Origin of the sequence: Rhizobium beringeri, assembly GCF_004306515.1 — a bacterium.
Classification (GTDB): Bacteria; Pseudomonadota; Alphaproteobacteria; order Rhizobiales; family Rhizobiaceae; genus Rhizobium; species Rhizobium beringeri.
On the sequence record NZ_SILG01000004.1, the window covers coordinates 138,475 to 158,258 of the forward strand.

A 19,784-nucleotide genomic window follows, 5' to 3' on the forward strand; every position below is an offset into this window, starting at 1 on the left:
TCAGGCGGGTTGCGGAGATGCGCCGCCGTACAGCAGCGCAAAGTTGCTTGAGAGGTCCACCTTTATGCAGCCATCAAGGTTTGGAGCCTCGGTGATGGTGATATCCAAAATACCTTGTCGGCCGAACAGCATCTCGCGCAGAGCCGATGAGATCGCCACAACGAGTAGAGCGCCCGTCGTGTTGCATAGAGAACTAGGATCATGACGCAGAAACATAGTAATCCTAAACCTTCCAGGCTTCGACTGCAGAGAGAGCCTCTGTCAGAATTGTTGCCTCATTCCAGTGGAGCCGCGGCTTACCCACCACGCTTCATAGACATTCATTGCCACGGTAGCGGTGAACGGACATGCGCAACATCTGCTCTTAAGGGCTATCCGCCGACATGAAGACCCGCCTTTTGGGTAAAGACCGGCTGAAAGCTTACGCACAACATAGTCTTTGGGTGGAGCCAAGGTGCATTAGGCGTAGCCCGCCCTTCGCTCGGACAGGTTGACTGTTGATGTGGCTGAATGATTGCTTGGGGGCAGCACAGCACGAAGGCCGACAGCTGTTTTTGATCTACCGCGATCAACAGTCGCTTGTCTTTTCAAGTCAGTCGGGACGGATAATGAGAGTAGACAGTCTCGGAACCGCCAGCGGACCAAGCATCAGTTGGCGGACCATAGAATGCTGGGGCGCCGGCATATCCCTTTTTTTTCAGGCAGGCGCCGTTCTGCCACTTATGCTGGCGGATACGGATGGAGCGCTCAGCGAATCCGCCAGATCCATGCTGCGTCTTCCTTGCTTTCCTGTATACGTTTTTACGATCGTGATCCTGATACGCAATTTTCCGCAATTTCTAACCGCGCTCAGGCGAAATTTGATTGTTCCCCTGATCCTTACCCTGCCGTTTTTGTCGGCCCTATGGTCAATAGATCCTCCAACGACCTTGAGGCGCGCAATCGGCCTTTTGTTTTGCTTGCTTCTTTCCTATGTCCTGGCGATACGTTTCACGCCAAGGCAGTTGTTGCTACTCTTATTTGCGACTCTGGGAACCTGTATTGTCCTCAGCGTGGGTATCTCCGTGGTGTCACCAAACCTCGCCACTATGCGGGATGGTACCATGCGGGGTGTCTTCATTCACAAGAACGTCCTGGGCTGGTACGCGTCTTTGATGATCTTGGTGGCGACGGCCGTACTGATTGACGGGACCCTCGGCCTGCGGCGAACCGCCTTCATCTTGTTGGCTGCGGGCGTGGTCTGCCTTGCAAGCTCCGGATCTATGACCGCGACCATTGCAACGTCAGTGGCCTTTTGCCTGATAGGCTTTTATTCCCTCCTGCAAAAAAGCAGCAGCATTGGCCGCGTCGTCATCGTCCTGCTTTTCGTTCAGATATCTCTCGGCATTCTGATTTCGCTTCACGAATTCCTGGTTCCCGCCCTTGAAGCGCTCGGCAAGGACGCGACTCTGACCGGTCGCGTGCCATTGTGGGAGCTGGTTGATCACGAAATATCTGATCGCTTATTGCTTGGCTATGGTTACCAGGCGTTCTGGACAACCGCGAACCCCGAAGCGACACGGATGTGGTTAAAGCTTGGATGGCCGGCGCCCCACGCGCATAATGGATACCGCGACATCTTGTTGAGCTTTGGAATAATGGGAATGATTCCATTTGTTCTGTTGCTTCTCCATGCAATCCGCCAGGGTGCGGTCCTTCAATGTCAAGATCCGCAATACGGGTGGCTCTGGCTCAATGTCCTGACGATCATGATTTTGGTGATGAATCTCACCGAGAGCATATTTTTCGTTCAGAATGATGCGATCTTCATCCTGTTTGCCGCAGCCATCATCATGTTTTCGCTGTATGCGCCCGTCGTTTCGATCAGCCATCCGCCGCCTTGGCAGGTGCGGTCGCGTGGCCTTGCGAGCGGGTTGCAGACATCATGAGGCGTTGCTTTGAACTGATCTTGAGCATTTTGCCTGTCATGCTCTTTCCGCAGCCCGGGAATCCGGCTCCAGTCGGGACACAGATCGATGCGCCCGAGGGCTTGCAGATGCTCGTAAGGGAGGCGACTTGCGCGGAAGCTTCCGCGACTTCGTCAGCTAAGTTGAATGGGACGGCTTTAAGCGACCTAACGAGCAGCAGCACCGGGGCGCGGACGATATTTTACGTTTCTCCCGATGGCAGGGACACCTGGAGTGGCCTCCTTCCCACCTCAGATGACCAGGGCGGCGACGGCCCTTTCGCCAGCATTGAAAAGGCCCGTGATGCTGCCCGTGAGAAGGGCGGCACTAACATAATCGCGCTGGGAAAGGGTGATTACTACCTCACTCAGCCGATCGTCTTTGACGCCCGCGACAAAGGCTTGATCCTGACAGAAAGATGCAATGAAGCGCCGATTTTGCATGGGGGGCAACGCGTGCTCGATTGGACTCGGCAGGCCGATGGTCGCTGGACAGCGCCGCTGAAATTGCCACCGGGTGAAGGAGTCGGTGACCTTTTCGTCAAAGGGATACGCCAAATTCGGGCTCGATTCCCCAACGCTCCGGCTGATGGCGATCCACGCAAGGGATGGCTGTTTGCCGCAAAGTGCGAGCCTGCCATCGACATGCGGGAAGGAAACACGCGCTTTTGTTTCCATGCAGGCGATCTTCCGGCAGTGGATGATACCAGCGGACTGGTCGTGGACATCGTTGGAGGCTATCAACCTGGAAGCCAGTGGGGCAATGATACGCTCCCAGTTGTATCCATTGATGCCGCCCGCCGGACTGTCCATACGAAAGGCACAGGCTATTTCTTTACCGCGGAAGGCAGCCGCTATTTCCTGACCGGAGCCAAGGCCTTGCTCGATGCTCCCGGAGAGTGGTGGTACGACCTTGCCGCGGGCCAGCTCCATTACATCCCTGTCGATCAGTCGTTACCAAATTCCGTAGTCGTCGCCGGCATTTTGCCGACATTCTTCAAACTGGAGGGGGCCAATGGGATGGTTGTATCAGGGCTCGAGATCAGAGATGGAGCTCCTGAGGGCAGCGGCAAGTTCTATACGGAAACCAGAGGATATGGCGCCATACGGATTGAACACGCCGACGGCGTTAAGATTGTCGGTAACAGCATCGAAAATGTTGGCGTCGGTGTCCATGTGACGGAAAGCAAGGATGCGTTGATTGCCGGAAATGTGATCGCGAATGTGGCTGGCAACGGGGTCTATGTTGGCACAAATTACGGCACGTTCGGCAAGTCGAACGGCCCCAGGATCCTTTCAAACCATATCCATGACATTGGAAAGGTTTACATTGAAACCGCCGGGATATGGTTCCAGGCGGCCGACAATGTCTGGATCGCCAACAACCTGATCGAAAACACGGCGCAGTTCGGAATCGCCGGCGGTTCGCTGTGGGGTTCCAACGACGCCGTCTATGACGCTGTGATCGAGCACAACGTGATCCATAACGCCAATCAACAGACGGCAGATGGCGGCGCCATCAAGATGATGGGCGAGCAGGCCGACCCTCTCAACAGCATCATCCGCTCCAATGTGGTGACCGGGACCGGTCATCTCATGAATAGGGTCGATGGGTCGTTCTGGCCTCCCGGATATGAGAATACCAGCGAATGGCCGTCTCCCATCAGCTGGGCGATCTATACGGATGGGAAGGCGAGCGGGGTGCGCATCGAGGGAAATACGCTCTCGGGCAATGTCGCGGCGATCGGCATCAACGGCGGTTGGAGCAACTTGGTGGCCGGAAACGTCATCACCCACGGGTCGGGCGCGGCTTTTCGCGTTGATGACGGTACCGGCAGGGGTTGGCGCCCGCCATGGGCACGTCCTAATCGTATTGAGGAGAATGTTGTATCGGCTGACAGTGACAGCGGAATTGTGGCGTATGTCAACACTCCCGATCTTGGGCTGGGATTTGTGCAATTCGCGCGCAACCGCTACAGCGGCAACTTGAACAACAACAGCTTCAGGATAAGTCCGGAGATCATGCGTTCGGGCGAATTTGGCAGTCTAAGAGATCTTCAGAAGGTTGGCGCGGACACCGGAAGCGTAGTCGCGCCGCCCGAGTAACGAATGGCCCCGCGACGAGCGGTGTCCGCGGCAACAAAGTCCGCAGCTTCGGCGACTTTAGAACACCCTTCAATCATGGCATGCACGCCCCGCCGGCTTTGATCGCGCTGGAGTGAACGCTCTGCGGCCCCGCGCGGGTCGAAGCGCTATTTCGAGCCAACGGTCATCAAAAAGAGCAAAAGGGTAAGCTGAGGGGTACATAGACTTACTTCGAATATTGTACGCCGTCGCGGCATAAGACGTAAAGTTGAAATGTCTTCTACGTCCAATAGCTGGAGTGGCAAGTATGGAGGCAATCGGCCTGCCAGGATATTCTGATGACAGTTTCGATCGCGAAAGCGTAGGTCATGGGAAAGCAACTAGCAGGCACCAGCCAAACTTCGGTTCTTCATCCACAGGATCCGTTGAAATGGACGAACGTGCTGGGTGTTCGCGTTTCGGCGGTCAATCTGAAAAGCGCGACTGGATTTATTCAAAAGGCGATCGAAGACGGCAGGAAGGAATATGTTTGCGTTCGCGACGCGCACGGCATCGTCCGGTGTCAAGATGATCCCGAACTCCGGTCGATACATAACCGCGCTTTCCTCGTTACCCCCGATGGCATGCCGTTGGTATGGGCGTTGAAGCGCGCTGGCCATGCCGAAAGCGACAGGGTCTACGGACCGGATCTCATGTTATCCGTTTTTGATGCCGGCAGCTCCAAGGGCTTGCGCCACTTCCTTTATGGCGCGACGGCCGAAACACTCGAACAACTGCAAGCGCGGCTGCTGGCAAGATTTCCGCAAGCACAGATCGTCGGCTGCTATGCGCCGCCTTTTCGCAAACTGTCGACGCGAGAGGAAACGGATATTGCTGCCCAGCTCAATCGGTCGGGCGCCGATATCATCTGGGTCGGGCTGAGCAGCCCCAAGCAGGAACTCTGGATGGCGCGCATGCGCGATTGTCTGGAAGCATCGATGCTCATCGGTGTTGGAGCCGCATTCGATTTCCACGCCGGCCTCAAGCGGCAGGCTCCGAGGTTCATTCAAAGAAGCGGCTTCGAATGGGCGTTTCGCCTCTTATGCGAGCCGCGACGGCTATGGCGGCGCTATGCGCTCGTCGTGCCGACCTTCATCTCACTGACGGCATTCCAGAGACTGGGGCTTCGAAAATTTCCGATCGAAGACAGGGTTTTTGGGTCAAGCACGCCAAAAGAAGCAGCTGTAAAGGTGTAAAGCCATCATGTCCCTATTTGCGTCGTCAGCAATGACACCGGGTCCGTCGAAGGCATCCACATCAAATGACCCGACGTCGCGGGCGGTTCCGGCAGGTTCCGTCCCGCCCATAGCAGCTAAGACCGCCGATCCCTTTGCACAGGCGGCGTCGCAAATGCCCGTCGCACTACGGCGTCGGCTTGCTCGTCTTGCAACGTCCTCCTTCCTGGTCGTAGGCGACATTGCAAGCTATTTGATTGCCTATTTTGTTCTCCTGTCCTTTCTCCCCAGCGGTACGGAGGGCATGATACTGGAGCGCACTTTCACGATCGCAGCACTCGCTTCGATTGTTCTTTACGCATCGGCCGGCCTGTATCCTGGATATCGGTTGCATGACCACGAACATCTGCGGCGGCGCACCATGGCGACCTTCAAGGTCGCTGTCCTGACGGCATTCGGAGCGATTATCCTGCCGGAAGGCGGGCCACTGCTACTTGCCGTTATTGGGTTCCTCGCTCTCGGGCTGATCGTTCAGCCACTTGTGCATTGGCTTGAACGGGGCCTGTGCTGGAAACTCGGAATCTGGGGTGAGCGCGCGGTTGTTATAGGGGGAGACAACCTTACTCCCGCTATCGTCGCCCATTTCAAGAACCACTGGCAGCATGGCATCAGGCCGGAGCCCTTTTTCCACGATAGTTTGGAGGCATTGCCCGATGGCGGGCCATCCATTGCCGTGATCGCAGGCGACACTGGCTCGCTTGGACCCGACTTGGCGGCGATGCGTCGGAAGTTCGCCGAAGTCATTTTGTTGTCCGACACGCCGAGCCTCAAGGTAAGCGGATTGCGGCCAGCGGATGTCGGCGGAGAGATCGGGATTCGCCTCACCACCAGTGGAAGTTGGATCAACTCGGATCTAATTCGCCGGATCCTCGACCTCGCAATCGCCATCCCTGCAATGATCGTGGTCGCGCCATTCATCGCTTTCGCAGCGGCCGCAATCTATGCCATCGATCCAGGCCCCGTCTTCTTCCGACATACCCGCGAAGGTCGGTCCGGCAGGCCGGTGCACGTCCTGAAATTGAGGACGATGTACCAAGATGCAGAACAGCGCCTTGAAGCATTATTCCGAGACAACCCTACCATGCGCGCCGAGTGGTTGAGCCACTTCAAGCTCAAGGACGATCCGCGCATCCTTCCGGTTATAGGACATATGCTTCGCTCTTCGAGCATCGACGAGCTCCCGCAATTGGCAAACATCATTGCCGGCCAGATGGCCATCGTCGGACCGCGTCCGTTTCCGGAATATCACCTCCTGGCTATGGACGGCGAATTTCGAAACAAGCGCCGTTCCGTCACGCCGGGGCTCACGGGCCTTTGGCAAATATCCGAACGAAGCAATGCGGATATCGAGCTGCAGCAGCAACTCGACGAGTTCTACATCGACAACCGGTCGCTGTGGTTGGACTGCCAAATTCTTCTCAGCACAATCCCTGCGGTCTTCAAGCGCAGGGGAGCCTACTGACCATCCTCGCTTCCGCGAGGCAAACGTCAACAACGGAGCACACCAATGTACGGACAAAAGCGAATTATGGTAACCGGCGGCACCGGGTTTCTGGGATCATTCCTGTGCGAAAGACTTTTGCGAGAGGGCAATGACGTCCTCTGCGTGGACAATTACTACACCGGTTCGCGCGACAATGTGCTTCATCTTCTTGACGATCCTCGCTTTGAGGTGCTCCGCCATGACATTACCTTCCCGCTCTACGTGGAGGTCGACGAGATCTACAACCTCGCCTGTCCGGCATCTCCGGTCCACTATCAGCACGACCCCGTGCAGACCGTGAAGACCAATGTGCACGGGGCCATCAATATGCTCGGCTTGGCAAAACGCACCAAGGCGAAGATCTTCCAGGCATCCACGAGCGAAGTTTACGGCGATCCGGCAGTCCACCCTCAGCCCGAGGAGTATCGAGGCAGCGTCAATCCCATTGGGCCGCGGGCATGTTATGACGAAGGCAAGCGGTGTGCAGAAACACTGTTCTTCGATTACCATCGTCAATATGGCGTCGAAATCCGCGTGGCGCGGATCTTCAATACTTACGGGCCGCGCATGCAGACCAATGACGGCCGGGTCGTCTCCAATTTCATCGTCCAGGCGCTTCAAAACGAGCCGATCACCATCTTTGGCAACGGCACGCAAACGCGCTCCTTCTGCTATGTAGACGATCTGATAGAGGGCTTCATCCGCCTGATGGGCGCGCCGGCCGGCGTTACGGGTCCGATCAATCTCGGTAACCCAGGAGAATTCCAGGTCCGGGAACTGGCCGAAATGGTCATCGAGATGACGGGATCGAAATCAAGCATCGTCTACAAGACCCTGCCAATCGATGATCCGACACAGCGCAAGCCCGATATCAGCCGCGCAACGGAACAATTAGGCTGGCAGCCGAAGGTGAACCTTCGTGAGGGCCTTGAGAGAACGATCGCTTATTTCGAGTGGAAGCTTTCCGGCGGCGTAAAGAACAGGCTTGGGACCAAGTCCTCGCAACACGCTTACGCGCATCTGGCGTCTCCGAAGGTCGAACTCAACGCTCCTGAAGCCATTCGATAGGGACATGAATAGCAACATTGATCATCGAAAGCCGCGGCTCGTTTTTTTTCAATGGGACCATCAGCCCAATGCGAACGCGGCCGGTTACCTGCTGCTGCACATGCAGCAGCAGGTCAAATGCCTCGCAACACATTTCGATGTCGTCGTCATTAACCGCGACTGCGATTATGCAGAGATATGTGAAAGGTATCAGCCCGACCTGACGCTGTTTGAAAGCGGTTACCGATCGCATGGCTCACGTCGGATAAGAATCACCAACACCAATACCCATATCGCCGTTCCGAGGCTTGGCCTCCATAACGCCGACGCATGGTGCGATCGACGCGCGGGCTTTCTTTCCGATATGGAGCAGTGGGGCATCGAGACCTATTTCGCAATCGCAACGATGACGCCGGAGTATATGCCAGCGGTAAAGGAGAATCTGTTCGTCTGGCCAAATTTCATCGATCCTGAAGTTTACCACGACTATGGCCAGCAAAAGGTCATCCCGGCCATGCTCACAGGTCAAGCCTATGGCCTTTATCCTTGGCGACAGACGGTCTTTCCGATGATCCAGGACCGTTACCCCTGCCTGGTCTCACCGCGACACGCCTATGAGAGCAAGCTAGCTTCCCAGCTCCTGTCTGGAGAGGCTTACGCGCGCGCACTCAACGCGAGCTTCGTCGTGCCCACATGCGGCACAATGGGCGGCGAGGTCGTACGCAAACACTTTGAGATCCCCGGGGCAAAGGCCTGTCTCGTGACGGAACGCACGGCAGCAGTGGAAGCCGCCGGCTTTGTCGACATGGAGAATTGTGTCTTCGTTGGCGGCCACAACGTGGTCGAGCGACTAGATTACCTTTTTGCCCATCCCGACGAACTAGGGCGTATCACGAGAGCCGGTTACAGTTTAATTCATTCGCGTCATACACTGAGCCACAGGCCGCAAATATATCAGTGGTTCACGCTGAACAAAGGCCTGCAGTTCGGGGAAAAGATCATCCAGTCCGGCCCCTTCGGCGATCTTACAAAGGTCAGTCGTGCCTCGAAACTGGAGAGCATCCATATCGTGGGCGAAGCGAGCGATCGCGCTTTGCTGAAGCAGGGCGACTTGCTTCTCGATCAGGGCAGGGTGGTGGAGGCCAAGCAGCGCTATGCACGCTGCCTGGAGTATGTATCCTACCTGCCCGAAGCTAAATTCTGCCTTGCCATCTGCGCCTTGCAAGAGGGCGACGCAGATCGCGCCTATGACCTTCTGGTTGACCTGGTCAAGGTGACCATGACCGAATATGGGGCACTCAATCCGGATCCGGTGGAGTGGGCGTACTTCCTCCTCTCCTTGGTCTGCAGAGGCCACTTTGAGCGCGCGCGGAGGCTGCAATATTTCTATCCATCTCTATCTCACGGCGAAATGAGGCGCGCGCGCCTCGTCATTGCCCAACTCGGTCGCTCGGCCGATGCCGTGGTCTCGGAACGGTATGGTAAGGATCGAAAAAGCATTCACGAGCTTCCCGATCGGAGCGATTCCGAATGGCTAGCATGGTTCTCCGATATTCTTGAACGGTGTCAGCAGCCAGATCTTGCAAATGTTCTTCGTCACGCTGCTGGCGGAGGCGTGACTGGCGAGAAAGTAGCATCCCTACCATTCAAACGTGATGCGGGCTGGTGCCTGCGACTATATTCAGGCCTGGATGGCCTCATGGTCAAGCTGCACCTGAATGACGTGAGGCCGAATGTACCCCCCCTTCCGGAGTTCCGATATCTCTGGCATCTCGCGCGGCGCCTAGTCCCCCATTCGCAGAGAGGCCTGTTGCGAAGGATCCGAATGGCGCTTTCTAGGCCCTTGGGGATAGGCAATTAGCTGGGTGGGGAAACTGGAAAACTGCACGCGCAGGCAACCTCACCTGGAAAGGCATGCATGCCAAACTCCGGGTGAGGTTGAAGATCCTCCAAACCACGCAGCGACTGACGTTGTTTAGAGCGAGAACGTGCTCGTGACGCGATGCCAGATCTGATTGGCTGACCGCATCAGCACAGGCTGTTTGCCGCTGAGCTGCTCGAAAGATTACTGACAAAAAGATCGTTAAGCTTGAACACGACTTCCGTCCTGTTCGTCGCTTTGACCTTTTTCATAATATTGCGAACGTGCACCTTCACCGTGCTTTCTCGCAGCTTAAGCTCATAAGCAATAATTTTATTCGCCTTTCCGCGTCGGAGCGCCTCCACGACTTCGACCTGACGATCCGTGAAAATGCCAGCTAGCGGGCGCGCGGTCGAATTGCTCGAGTCCAGCAAACGACGCATGGCGAACAGGGCGCTTGCAGGCACGAAAATTCCTCCTGCCACGGACAGCGCGATCAGCTCCATACACACACTGACGCTGACCGAGGCGGGTATGAACCCCTTGGCTCCGTACTCAAGCGCCCTAACGATTTGACCGAAATCATCGCTATCAGCCAATACGATGAGGGGCGTTGATGCAAATTCCGCTGAAAGCTTCCGAATTTGCTCCGAAACGGCCGGTTCATCGATCTTTTTGCCGCCGACGTTAAGGAGGATCGCGGAAAGCGGAGGAAATTCGTCTCGCCTCTGCTTCCACTCCTCAATCGATCCAAATGCCAGAATCTGCAAATCCGCCTTCTGGGCAGCCATGCATTGCGCCAGGCATTGCCGATCAAGTTCACGATTATCGAGAATGACAAGCGAATGCGTTTGACTTACCGACACGGCAGGTGTGTTGGAATTATTTTCCATCTTTACGGGAAAACCTACGTTTTCCTGCCTGAGGTCCAAATTCGGTACAAGTGCTGAATTCACAGCTTCACCTCCCCTAAACACGTTACGCCACACTACGACCCGAGTACCAACCCCTCTCATTACGGGGGTTTAGGAAACTCTAAAGTAGGAATCGAATACCACAATTCGCGAAGCGTTACAGTAGCTAATATAGGCTAAGTGGCGCACAACTTCTATCGCCGCCCCGAAATATAAAGACAAATCTCAGGTAGACTTATATAATACTAGATAGTTGCCAAGTTAGTCTGCGTCGTTACACGGCACTTTGGAGGGGGGCAACTAAATGCATGGAAACAATCGCTGTCTCCGGCGCAAGCCCCCGGCAACGGGTACGGAATATGACCCGCCACTAATGTCGGTGGATGCATGAACCAGGGCGTAAGTCGTCGTAAGTAGATACGCCTTTAGGTGAATAACCTTAAACGTTTTGTTTCTTTACTCGGATGACGAAAACAATTCTCTTTGGAGTGTGGAGAAATATTGGTCCTGTCGGTGTGAAACCTTGGGCGCAATCAAGCGATTGTTTGTTTCAACTGAAAGTCTGGACTTGTTCAGGAGTAGGGGTTTTGCGGGGATGATTGCATCAAACGTCAAGCTGGATGACGGCTGCGTCATCCACCATCGAGATCTTGTGAATCTATACGGCTGCACGATCGGCGCAGGAACGCGCATCGGCACCTTCGTTGAAATTCAGAAAAACGTCATCGTCGGACAAGACTGCAAGATCTCCAGCCATTCCTTCCTCTGTGAGGGCGTGACGCTGGAAGACGGCGTGTTCATAGGCCACGGGGTCATGTTTACGAACGACTTGTACCCGCGCGCCGTCAACTCGGATGGCAGCCTGCAGACCGAAGCCGACTGGGCTGTCATCCCTACTCTGGTCAAGCGCCACGCGTCGATTGGCAGCAACGCCACCATTCTGCCTGGCGTCATCATCGGAGAAGCCGCCCAGGTCGGCGCCGGCGCGGTTGTAACCAAGGATGTGCCCGACGGCGCCATTGTTGTCGGCGTTCCGGCCAGGATCATCGGTCGCGTTCATGACCGATCAGTCAACATGCAAGCGTTGGGAGAAGTGCAATGATCGGTATCGCCGTTGTTGGGTATGGGTACTGGGGTCCGAATCTGGTTCGTAACATCTCGGAAGCGGCCGGCGCGCAGCTCATTTCAGTCTGCGATCTCAATGTCGAACGGTTGGCGGCTGTCAAAAGCCGCTACCCCGCAGTGACGATCACCGATGATTTCGAGGAAGTCCTGCGCGATCCGAGAGTGGATGCCATCGCTATCGCGACGCCAGTCTTCACCCATTTCAAGCTCGCAATGCAGGCTATGATGGCCGGAAAGCATGTCTTCGTCGAAAAGCCGATGGCTTCGACGACGGACGAAGCCTCGCGGATGGTCGAAGAAGCCGCGCGCAGACGCCTCGTGCTGGCCGTGGATCATACTTTCGTCCATACGGGCGCCGTCCGCAAGATGCGCGAACTGGTCGAAAGCGGCCTCGGCGACATGTATTACTACGACTCGGTTCGGGTCAATCTGGGGCTCTTCCAGCACGATGTCAGCGTCATCTGGGACCTCGCGGTGCATGATCTCTCCATCCTGGACCATGTTGTGCACGAAAGGCCGGTAGCCGTTTCTGCGACGGGCATGAGCCATGTGCTCGGCGAGCCGGAGAACATCGCCTATCTGACGCTTTTCTTCGAGAGCAAGCTCATCGCACATATCCACGTCAATTGGCTGGCACCGGTCAAGGTCCGCCGCACGCTGATCGGCGGCAGCAGCAAGATGATCGTCTATGACGATCTGGAGCCCAGCGAAAAAATCAAGGTCTATGACAAGGGCATCACCATGTGCCCCAATTCCGATGCATATGGCGAGAAGGTGCATCAGATGATGGTCGGCTACCGCAGCGGCGACATGTGGGCGCCCAAGCTCGATATGACCGAAGCGTTGAAACGCGAACTGGATCAGTTCGTCGATTGTATCGAGCAAAATTCGCGGCCCATTACGGATGGTCAAGCCGGGCTGCGGGTCGTTCGCATCCTTGAAGCCGCAAGCCGGTCGCTCGCCCAGCGCGGTCGTATCATCGAGCTCGAAGAGGCGAGGCGCATCGCATGATCCCCTTCCTGGATCTCAAAGCACAATATCAATCCATCAAGGGCGAAATCGACGCCGCCGTGCTCGGCGTCCTGGCCTCGGGGCAATACATACTGGGCGAGGAGGTCGCGCGCCTCGAGCAGGAATTCGCGGACTATTGCAACGTCAAACATGCGATAGCCCTCAACACCGGGACGAGTGCCCTGCATCTGTCGCTTCTCGCGGCAGGCGTCGGCCCTGGCGATGAAGTCATCACCGTGCCATTTACCTTCGTCGCGACCGTATCGGCGATCTGCTACGCAGGTGCACGACCGGTATTCGTCGATGTCGAGCCCGTGACCCTCACGATGGATCCGGCTCAACTCGAGGCAAAGATTACATCCCGAACCAAGGCCATTATTCCCGTCCATCTCTACGGTCAGATGGCCGATATGGACGCGATCAAAGCGATTGCTGACCACTACGGGATACCGGTCATCGAGGACGCCTGCCAGGCGCACGGTGCGCAATACAAAGGCGCGCGCGCCGGCAGCATCGGCACATCCGGCTGCTTCAGCTTCTATCCCGGCAAAAATCTCGGCGCCTGCGGCGAGGGGGGTATCGTCGTCACGAACAGCGACGATCAGGCCAAGACGATGCGCATGCTGCGCGACTGGGGTCAGGAACAGCGCTATCACCATCTGCTGAAGGGCTTCAACTACCGCATGGATGCCATTCAAGGTGCGATCCTGCGCATCAAGCTCCGGCATCTCGAAGCCTGGACCGAAGCGCGACGCGCCCATGGGCGCCGCTACTCGTTGCTGCTTGGCGGTTCGGCGAATTTAAGGACGCCTGTCGAAATTACCGACCGGCGCCACGTCTATCACGTCTATGCCATCAGAAGCCGCGATCGCGACCAGCTTCAGCGCGTACTGAGCGCTGAGGGCATTCAGTCGGGGCTGCACTATCCGATCCCAGTTCATCTGCAGAAGGCCCATGCAGACCTTGGTTACAAGACCGGCGATTTCCCAATCTCGGAAGCCGCCGCACGGGAGGTCCTTTCGCTGCCGATCTATCCCGAGATGCCGGCGTGGCACGTCGACCAGGTGGCTGTCGCGCTGGAGAACGCCTATGTCAGCTGATCGTGCGGGCGAGGCGCGGATCGTGCAGGCGGTCCATGGCCGTCATGAAAGACCGGCGGACCCCGCCTATCAGGCCGGGCTGGCCGAAGAACTCAAGCAGGCATACGGCCGAGCTGGCCTGATTGAGCTCTACAGTCGTTTCGCGACCGGTGACGGCGTCATCGATACCCTGATGCGAAAAGCCATCTGGCAAGCCATCGCGCGGAGCTGTGGCACCGGATTGCAGGTTGCAGGCGGTGCCGGTTTCAAACATCCTGAGACATTCGAGATTGGCAATGGGGTGTTCATAGGCGCCCAGGCCTATATCCAGGGTCGCTTCGACGGCCGATGCACGATCGGCGATAATGTCTGGATCGGGCCGATGGCCTATTTCGACGCTCGCGATCTCGTGATCGAGGATTCTGTCGGGTGGGGACCTGGCGCCAAGGTGCTTGGCTCGACCCACACGGCATTGCCCTTGGATGTGCCGATCATTCGCACGGATCTTGAAATAAAGCCGGTGCGTATCTGCGCGGAGGCCGATATCGGAACGAACGCGACCATTCTTCCCGGCGTGACCATCGGGAAGGGAGCGATCGTTGGAGCGGGGGCAGTTGTCGTTTCCGACGTCGAGCCGTTCTCCGTCGTCGCAGGCGTACCTGCGAAGTTCATACGTTGGCGTTCGGATAATGATCCGATGACGAACATGTTGCGTGAGGGAAGATCATGAGAGATAAACGGGTGCTCATTACCGGCGGCGCCGGTCTGATCGGTTCGCATATTGCCGACCTTGTCGCATTGGAAAAGCCTCGCGAGATCATTGTCCTCGACAATTTCGTGCGCGGCCGCCGGGACAATCTCAGCTCGGCGATAACAAGCGCGCCTGTCAAGATCGTCGACGGAGATATCCGCGACAGAGCGCTTCTGGCAAAACTCTTCGAAGGCGTCGATATCGTCTTTCATCAGGCCGCCATCCGCATCACGCAATGCGCCGAAGAGCCACGACTGGCTTTCGAAGTCCTGGCAGAAGGCACCTTCAACGTTCTCGAAGCTGCCACCAAGGCAGGTGTCTCGAAAGTGGTCGCTGCCTCTTCCGCGTCCGTGCTGGGGCTTGCCGAAAGCTTTCCGACGACCGAAGAACATCACCCCTATAATAACCGGACGATCTACGGCGCGGCAAAGACCTTCAACGAGGGCTTGCTGCGCAGCTTTGCGGAAATGTATGGCCTACGTTATGTTGCGCTGCGTTATTTCAACGTCTACGGGCCACGAATGGACGTTTTTGGCGCCTACACCGAAGTGCTGATCCGCTGGATGGAACGCCTTGCGGCCGGAATGCCGCCGCTGATCTATGGAGACGGGAGCCAGACGATGGACTTCGTCGATGCGCGTGACATCGCTCGGGCAAACCTTCTTGCGGCAAAGAGCGACGTTACGGACGAGGTGTTCAATGTCGCGAGCGGCAGGGAAATAAGTCTGCTGGAACTCGCCCAGATGCTGAGCGGCGTCATGGGATCCTCACTCGAGCCGCAGCACAAAGAGGCGCGCGCAGTCAACGGCGTAACCCGTCGTCTTGCTGATATCGGTAAGGCTGAAAGACTTCTGGGCTTCAAGGCGGAAATCCCGATGGAGCAGGGGCTTCGTGACCTTGTCGCGTGGTGGCAGTCTAAGACTGCTGCGGCAGGAGGCCAGGCCGCATGAGCCCGCTATTATCTACAATTCCCGTCGCCAAACCCGTGCTCGGCGAGGAAGAGGCTGAGGCCGCCCGTCGCGTCATTCTTTCAGGATGGGTGACACAGGGGCCGGAAGTTGCGGCTTTTGAGCAGGAATTTGCGGCATTCGTTGGCACCGAGCACGCTTGCGCCGTTTCCAACTGCACGACGGCGCTTCATCTTGCCTTGATGGCGGTCGGTGTCAGCGCTGGCGATGAAGTCATCACGGTCAGCCATTCTTTCATCGCCACCGCGAATGCTGTTCGATACTGCGATGCGGTGCCTGTCTTCGTCGACATCGAGCCCGATGGTTACAATATCGATCCCAGCCTGATCGAAACGGCGATCACGTCTCGCACTAAGGCCATCCTGTGCGTGCATCAGCTCGGCATGCCTTGCGATCTCCTTTCGATTGTGGAGATCGCCAAGCGCCATTCGATACCGGTTATCGAGGATGCGGCCTGTGCTACGGGGAGCGAAATCCTATGGGGAGGCGGTTGGGAAAAGATTGGCAAACCGCATGGCGACATTGCCTGCTTCTCCTTCCATCCCCGAAAGGTCGTTACCACGGGTGATGGCGGCATGCTGACGACGGCGAACCCGGAATATGACCGAAAATTCCGGCTATGGCGCCAGCACGGTATGAACGTTACCGACGCTGTCCGCCACGGGTCCAAGCAGGTGATCTTTGAGAATTATGATGAGCTGGGCTACAACTACCGTATGACCGACCTCCAGGCATCGATCGGACGGGTGCAACTGCGGCGTCTGCCGGAGCTGATTGCGCAGCGACGGCGATTTGCCTCGCAGTATTGCGAGGGACTGTCCACAGCCGCAGGTCTGTCGATGCCATCCGAGCCCCGCTGGGCTCGCAGCAACTGGCAAAGTTTCTGCGTGAGATTGTCTGATGACATCGACCAGCGAGCAGTCATGCAAGCGCTGCTCGATCAAGGTATATCAACCCGCCGCGGTGTGATGAACATTCATCTGGAGGGAGCCTATTCCGGCCAGAGCTCTCATCGCGCCGCCACCAGCCTGACACGAAGCGTGTCGGCGCAGCAGCAAACCGTTATCCTGCCGCTTTATGCTCAGATGACGGAGGAGGATATCGTCAGAGTCGTCGAGACATTGCGCCAAGCAGTTGCTGAGACCCGCACCCGCGGCGGCGTCCGTCAGACCGAGCAGGACGTCATTCCCGCCTGAAGCGAAACCTGATTGCGGTGGCTTGATACAACAGCGGAAAAGCGCGCATTCATCCGATGCGCGCTTTTCTTATGCGGATTTCGTGATCCATCCTCTGACGCTTGCTGGCACCGACTCCGGCGGCAGCAGTTTGACCAACATGCACAGCGAGTAAAGGCCGGTCACGACCACGGCGACGCAGCCAATCACCATCGCCGACCATGGCGGCAAGAGCAAAAAGCCCGAGACGACCAAACCCGATGCAGGCAAGAACAGAAACGCGTGTCTGCGATTGGCGGCGGACCAGCGAAAACCGGTCAGCCGACGCACGATCACGTAGATCAGAATGCTATGCCAGACGTAGAGGCCGAAAAACGCCATGCCGGCCCCTGGCGTGCCGAGCTTCGATACGAAGAGCCACGCCAACCCCACATGCACAAGCGTTGCAGCGACCTCCGTCCAGAAGAAGATTGTCTGAGCACCCTTCGCCAGGACGATGAAACCCATCGGCCAGGCGACAATCCTGAGCATCATCCCAAGACAGATCCAGCGCAAAAGATCCACTGCCCCATGAAACTCCGCGGAATAGAACAAACTCATCACGAGCGGCGCCAGGGTCAACGTGGCGATCAGGCCGGGGCCGGCCAGCAATATGCTAATTTCCGCCTGCTCATTGACCAGCCGGTTGCACTCGGCATGGTTGTCTGCGATTGCGGTCAAACGCGGATAGAAGTCCGTTCCCATCGCCTGCAGGATGAACCCGGCATACAGCCCCCCAAGCGCCCAGGCTGCCTGATACAATCCCGCCGCTATGACGCCCCCTTCATTCAGCACGATAATACGGATGGCATAGGCTGCGCCGAAGGTCAGAAGTCCGCTTGCCATGAAAGCGACGCCGAGCCTGAACAGAGCTGTCGCTTCCTGGCCGAACTGGCGCGCCGACATTGTCGGTGGGTGCGTGGATATTCGCTTGCTGTACCACCAGGTGGGAAGGACTGAGACAGCCGCGATCGCCACGAGAGACGGTGCGATCGCCCGCTCGCCGAACAGATAGATGAGCGGGATGCTGACTACCGTGCCGAAGAGCCCTGAAAGCACGTTGATGCGGGCAAGATTTGCAATGCCCCGCAAGCCCTGGATCAACGCGGCCTGCCCGGCAGCCATGAGCCGAAAAAATACGGCCAGGGAGAGCAGCACAATGCCGCCGGCGTGCTGGTAGTCGCCGAAGGTGAACTTCGAGACCGGAAACGCCAGCGCCGCAAGCAAAAGCCCGCCAAGCAACCCGAGCACCACCGAGATCCGTCTGAGCGCTGTCGCCGACCGCGCGATCCTTTCTTCGTCGCCGGCGCCCGCCGCCTCGGCGACCCGGCGCACACCGCTGCTGCTCACGCCCAGACCAGCTATCGCTTGCGCGATATCGAGGATTGCCCCGTAAAGGCCGAGAAGCCCCACGCCTTCAGGACCGAGCAGAACGGCGAGCGCCTTGTTGCGAATGATGCTAAGGGCGACATTAACAAGCGAGGAACCGCCCATCAGCATCGTCGACTTGAGGATTTGGGTATAAGTCTGACCGCTGGGCGGGATCATACGCAGGTTCATCACTCAACCCTAGCTGGCATGTTGGATTCAGGCCGGTCCATATCAAGAGCGATTTCTTTGAGGCAGACGGCCTGAGCGCCTTGGTGGCGCTCGAACCTCCGCTCCAACGTTGTTGAGAACACGTGCACCTCGCGGGTCACTGGCCGGCTCGATCTGCAAGCGATTGGGTCTCGAAAGACGGGCTTGTGTCGGCCTGAGGCGAATTGTCCAAAATGTGCGGCTGAACGACTCTCACCACATCGCCCGGTGCCAGCGCCGTCGTTTCCGAGGCTTGGAACTGATTGATCTGTCCTGCGTTCCGACGGGTCACGCTAAAGGTAAGCGGGAGGTCGTCGGTAAGGCTCTTGACGCTGTCATTGCTCCCAAGGTCCGCGATGAGCAGCTTTTGTAGTGTTTCGCGCTTCAACTTGAATTGATCGAGACTTGCCCGTTCGGATTGTGCTTCGGTCGCCACTTCGCTCCGGCGTGCGTCGTAAAGTCCCTCGAGGTTCCGCGTCGTCTCGCTGATCGCCTGGCGGCCCCGCATCACGGCGGTGACAAGGTCGAGCTTGTCGGAACGATAAGTCGTCAGCAACCGTTCCAGATCCATCTGCCTTGACGAGATCGTCAGGCCTTTCTGGACCAGGGACTTAACGCTGACCAATTGGTCCTCGACTGATTTGATATTGTCGTCTGCGCCCGTCAGTTTCTCTTCCAACGTCGATATTTCCGTGGTCAGAAGATCGCGTAATTCGGTGAATGCCCTTGACTGCCTCTCCAGCGCATTGGCGCGCGCCCGAAAGATAATCCTTTCCTCGTTGTATATCCCGGCAGCAAATTGCTGATCGACGTCGGTCGTCTGATCGAAGGTAATCTCGTTGGCTCCATCCATCTCCGCCTGGAGCCGCGCCAGCCTCGCGGTGCTGCGCAGGATCGAGTGATCGATTTCGCGCAACTCCCCTACGATCTGGATCGAATGCGTTTGCTGCTCCTCTTTAGCGCGACGCGGCCCGCCACTCATTGCCAGGGATTTCAGGACGGTAAGTCCGGGGCGAAAACTGTACTGCCCAGGCGTGGTTACGTCTCCCACGACGTAGATTGGTGGATAGTCGAGAACGTCGATGGTCACCGCAGGTGTCTGGGCCAAACCCATCTTTGCCTGAAGACGCTTGGCAATCTCGCCGGTGAGGTTCGCACTGTCCAAATTCCCGACCGGCAGCGACCCCAGAAAGGGCAGGGAGACTTCACCTGCATCCGAAACCGTATATTCGCCGCCAATCGCATCCCATCGCTCAAACTGACCCCTGGACGGCATCCATTGGACGACCGTCAGGCGGATTTTCGTTTGTGGAGCCAAAGGGGCGCTATCGGCGAGAGCGGGCGACACAGCTCCGGCAAGAAGGGCGAGCGCACTGATGACAAACGTGGCGCGAAAGAACGGGTGAGGGGCACGGTGCGATATATTCATTACATGTCTCGCCTTCAAAA

16 protein-coding genes are annotated in these 19,784 nt (G+C 57.2%); 12 read left to right on the top strand and 4 right to left on the bottom strand.

Annotation, left to right across the window (positions count from 1 at the left end; genetic code table 11):
- A complete protein-coding gene (locus ELH03_RS30305) occupies positions 1 to 216 on the bottom strand; it encodes a hypothetical protein (protein ID WP_130767226.1) in 216 nt (71 codons plus the stop codon).
- Positions 217 to 608: 392 nt separating this feature from the next.
- Between ELH03_RS30305 and ELH03_RS30310 the strand changes: the two genes are divergently transcribed.
- The 6 genes from ELH03_RS30310 (at position 609) to ELH03_RS30335 (ending at position 9,695) form a co-directional block, all read left to right on the top strand.
- Positions 609 to 1,928, top strand: a complete 1,320-nt coding sequence (locus ELH03_RS30310) for an O-antigen ligase family protein (protein ID WP_130767413.1) — start codon at positions 609 to 611, stop codon at positions 1,926 to 1,928.
- Complete coding sequence (locus ELH03_RS30315; RefSeq protein WP_130806855.1) at positions 1,925 to 4,051, top strand: right-handed parallel beta-helix repeat-containing protein; 2,127 nt, start codon at positions 1,925 to 1,927, stop codon at positions 4,049 to 4,051. The genes ELH03_RS30310 and ELH03_RS30315 overlap by 4 nt, the downstream gene beginning before the upstream one ends.
- Before the next feature lie 347 nt (positions 4,052 to 4,398).
- Positions 4,399 to 5,265 carry a WecB/TagA/CpsF family glycosyltransferase gene (locus tag ELH03_RS30320; protein ID WP_130767228.1) on the top strand — a complete coding sequence of 289 codons (867 nt, stop codon included), beginning with the start codon at positions 4,399 to 4,401 and terminating at the stop codon, positions 5,263 to 5,265.
- Positions 5,266 to 5,272: 7 nt separating this feature from the next.
- Positions 5,273 to 6,766 carry a sugar transferase gene (locus ELH03_RS30325; RefSeq protein WP_128410693.1) on the top strand — a complete coding sequence of 498 codons (1,494 nt, stop codon included), beginning with the start codon at positions 5,273 to 5,275 and terminating at the stop codon, positions 6,764 to 6,766.
- Positions 6,767 to 6,811: 45 nt separating this feature from the next.
- Positions 6,812 to 7,855 (top strand): UDP-glucuronic acid decarboxylase family protein, encoded by a 1,044-nt coding sequence (locus tag ELH03_RS30330; RefSeq protein WP_130767229.1) that lies wholly within the window; start codon positions 6,812 to 6,814, stop codon positions 7,853 to 7,855.
- Between the two features lie 4 nt (positions 7,856 to 7,859).
- A complete protein-coding gene (locus ELH03_RS30335) occupies positions 7,860 to 9,695 on the top strand; it encodes a glycosyltransferase (RefSeq protein ID WP_130767230.1) in 1,836 nt (611 codons plus the stop codon).
- A 167-nt stretch (positions 9,696 to 9,862) separates the two neighbouring features.
- Here the strand turns inward: ELH03_RS30335 and ELH03_RS30340 are convergent, their stop codons facing one another.
- The gene (locus ELH03_RS30340) at positions 9,863 to 10,651 is read right to left on the bottom strand and encodes a response regulator transcription factor (RefSeq protein WP_128410690.1); all 789 of its coding nucleotides are present in this window, start codon (positions 10,649 to 10,651) and stop codon (positions 9,863 to 9,865) included.
- 553 nt (positions 10,652 to 11,204) lie between these two features.
- Between ELH03_RS30340 and ELH03_RS30345 the strand changes: the two genes are divergently transcribed.
- The 6 genes from ELH03_RS30345 to ELH03_RS30370 are packed head-to-tail and all read left to right on the top strand — an operon-like array spanning position 11,205 to position 16,739.
- Positions 11,205 to 11,711: an acyltransferase gene (locus ELH03_RS30345; RefSeq protein WP_128410689.1), complete on the top strand. Its 507-nt coding sequence runs from the start codon at positions 11,205 to 11,207 to the stop codon at positions 11,709 to 11,711.
- A complete protein-coding gene (locus ELH03_RS30350; RefSeq protein ID WP_128410688.1) occupies positions 11,708 to 12,745 on the top strand; it encodes a Gfo/Idh/MocA family protein in 1,038 nt (345 codons plus the stop codon). Before ELH03_RS30345 ends, ELH03_RS30350 begins: the two co-directional genes overlap by 4 nt.
- Positions 12,742 to 13,845 carry a DegT/DnrJ/EryC1/StrS family aminotransferase gene (locus tag ELH03_RS30355; RefSeq protein WP_130767231.1) on the top strand — a complete coding sequence of 368 codons (1,104 nt, stop codon included), beginning with the start codon at positions 12,742 to 12,744 and terminating at the stop codon, positions 13,843 to 13,845. Before ELH03_RS30350 ends, ELH03_RS30355 begins: the two co-directional genes overlap by 4 nt.
- Entirely contained in the window at positions 13,835 to 14,554 is a 720-nt protein-coding gene (locus ELH03_RS30360) for an acyltransferase (protein ID WP_130767232.1), read from the top strand. Before ELH03_RS30355 ends, ELH03_RS30360 begins: the two co-directional genes overlap by 11 nt.
- Complete coding sequence (locus ELH03_RS30365; RefSeq protein WP_130767233.1) at positions 14,551 to 15,525, top strand: NAD-dependent epimerase/dehydratase family protein; 975 nt, start codon at positions 14,551 to 14,553, stop codon at positions 15,523 to 15,525. Before ELH03_RS30360 ends, ELH03_RS30365 begins: the two co-directional genes overlap by 4 nt.
- On the top strand, positions 15,522 to 16,739 hold the full coding sequence (locus tag ELH03_RS30370; protein WP_130767234.1) for a DegT/DnrJ/EryC1/StrS family aminotransferase: 1,218 nt from the start codon (positions 15,522 to 15,524) through the stop codon (positions 16,737 to 16,739). The genes ELH03_RS30365 and ELH03_RS30370 overlap by 4 nt, the downstream gene beginning before the upstream one ends.
- 69 nt (positions 16,740 to 16,808) lie before the next feature.
- Here ELH03_RS30370 and ELH03_RS30375 read toward each other — a convergent pair whose 3' ends face one another.
- Positions 16,809 to 18,317, bottom strand: a complete 1,509-nt coding sequence (locus ELH03_RS30375; protein WP_130767235.1) for an O-antigen translocase — start codon at positions 18,315 to 18,317, stop codon at positions 16,809 to 16,811.
- A 136-nt stretch (positions 18,318 to 18,453) separates the two neighbouring features.
- Positions 18,454 to 19,764 (bottom strand): polysaccharide biosynthesis/export family protein, encoded by a 1,311-nt coding sequence (locus ELH03_RS30380; RefSeq protein ID WP_130767236.1) that lies wholly within the window; start codon positions 19,762 to 19,764, stop codon positions 18,454 to 18,456.
- Positions 19,765 to 19,784: the final 20 nt, after the last annotated feature.

Bases quoted from the DNA above. Each gene is read 5' to 3' on its own strand.
- ELH03_RS30320 (WP_130767228.1), top strand. From the start codon at position 4,399: ATGGGAAAGCAACTAGCAGGCACCAGCCAAACTTCGGTTCTTCATCCA.
- ELH03_RS30315 (WP_130806855.1), top strand. From the start codon at position 1,925: ATGAGGCGTTGCTTTGAACTGATCTTGAGCATTTTGCCTGTCATGCTC.
- ELH03_RS30325 (WP_128410693.1), top strand. From the start codon at position 5,273: ATGTCCCTATTTGCGTCGTCAGCAATGACACCGGGTCCGTCGAAGGCA.
- ELH03_RS30360 (WP_130767232.1), top strand. From the start codon at position 13,835: ATGTCAGCTGATCGTGCGGGCGAGGCGCGGATCGTGCAGGCGGTCCAT.
- ELH03_RS30380 (WP_130767236.1), bottom strand. From the start codon at position 19,764: ATGAATATATCGCACCGTGCCCCTCACCCGTTCTTTCGCGCCACGTTT.
- ELH03_RS30335 (WP_130767230.1), top strand. From the start codon at position 7,860: ATGAATAGCAACATTGATCATCGAAAGCCGCGGCTCGTTTTTTTTCAA.
- ELH03_RS30345 (WP_128410689.1), top strand. From the start codon at position 11,205: ATGATTGCATCAAACGTCAAGCTGGATGACGGCTGCGTCATCCACCAT.
- ELH03_RS30375 (WP_130767235.1), bottom strand. From the start codon at position 18,317: ATGAACCTGCGTATGATCCCGCCCAGCGGTCAGACTTATACCCAAATC.
- ELH03_RS30355 (WP_130767231.1), top strand. From the start codon at position 12,742: ATGATCCCCTTCCTGGATCTCAAAGCACAATATCAATCCATCAAGGGC.
- ELH03_RS30350 (WP_128410688.1), top strand. From the start codon at position 11,708: ATGATCGGTATCGCCGTTGTTGGGTATGGGTACTGGGGTCCGAATCTG.
- ELH03_RS30305 (WP_130767226.1), bottom strand. From the start codon at position 216: ATGTTTCTGCGTCATGATCCTAGTTCTCTATGCAACACGACGGGCGCT.
- ELH03_RS30370 (WP_130767234.1), top strand. From the start codon at position 15,522: ATGAGCCCGCTATTATCTACAATTCCCGTCGCCAAACCCGTGCTCGGC.
- ELH03_RS30330 (WP_130767229.1), top strand. From the start codon at position 6,812: ATGTACGGACAAAAGCGAATTATGGTAACCGGCGGCACCGGGTTTCTG.
- ELH03_RS30365 (WP_130767233.1), top strand. From the start codon at position 14,551: ATGAGAGATAAACGGGTGCTCATTACCGGCGGCGCCGGTCTGATCGGT.
- ELH03_RS30310 (WP_130767413.1), top strand. From the start codon at position 609: ATGAGAGTAGACAGTCTCGGAACCGCCAGCGGACCAAGCATCAGTTGG.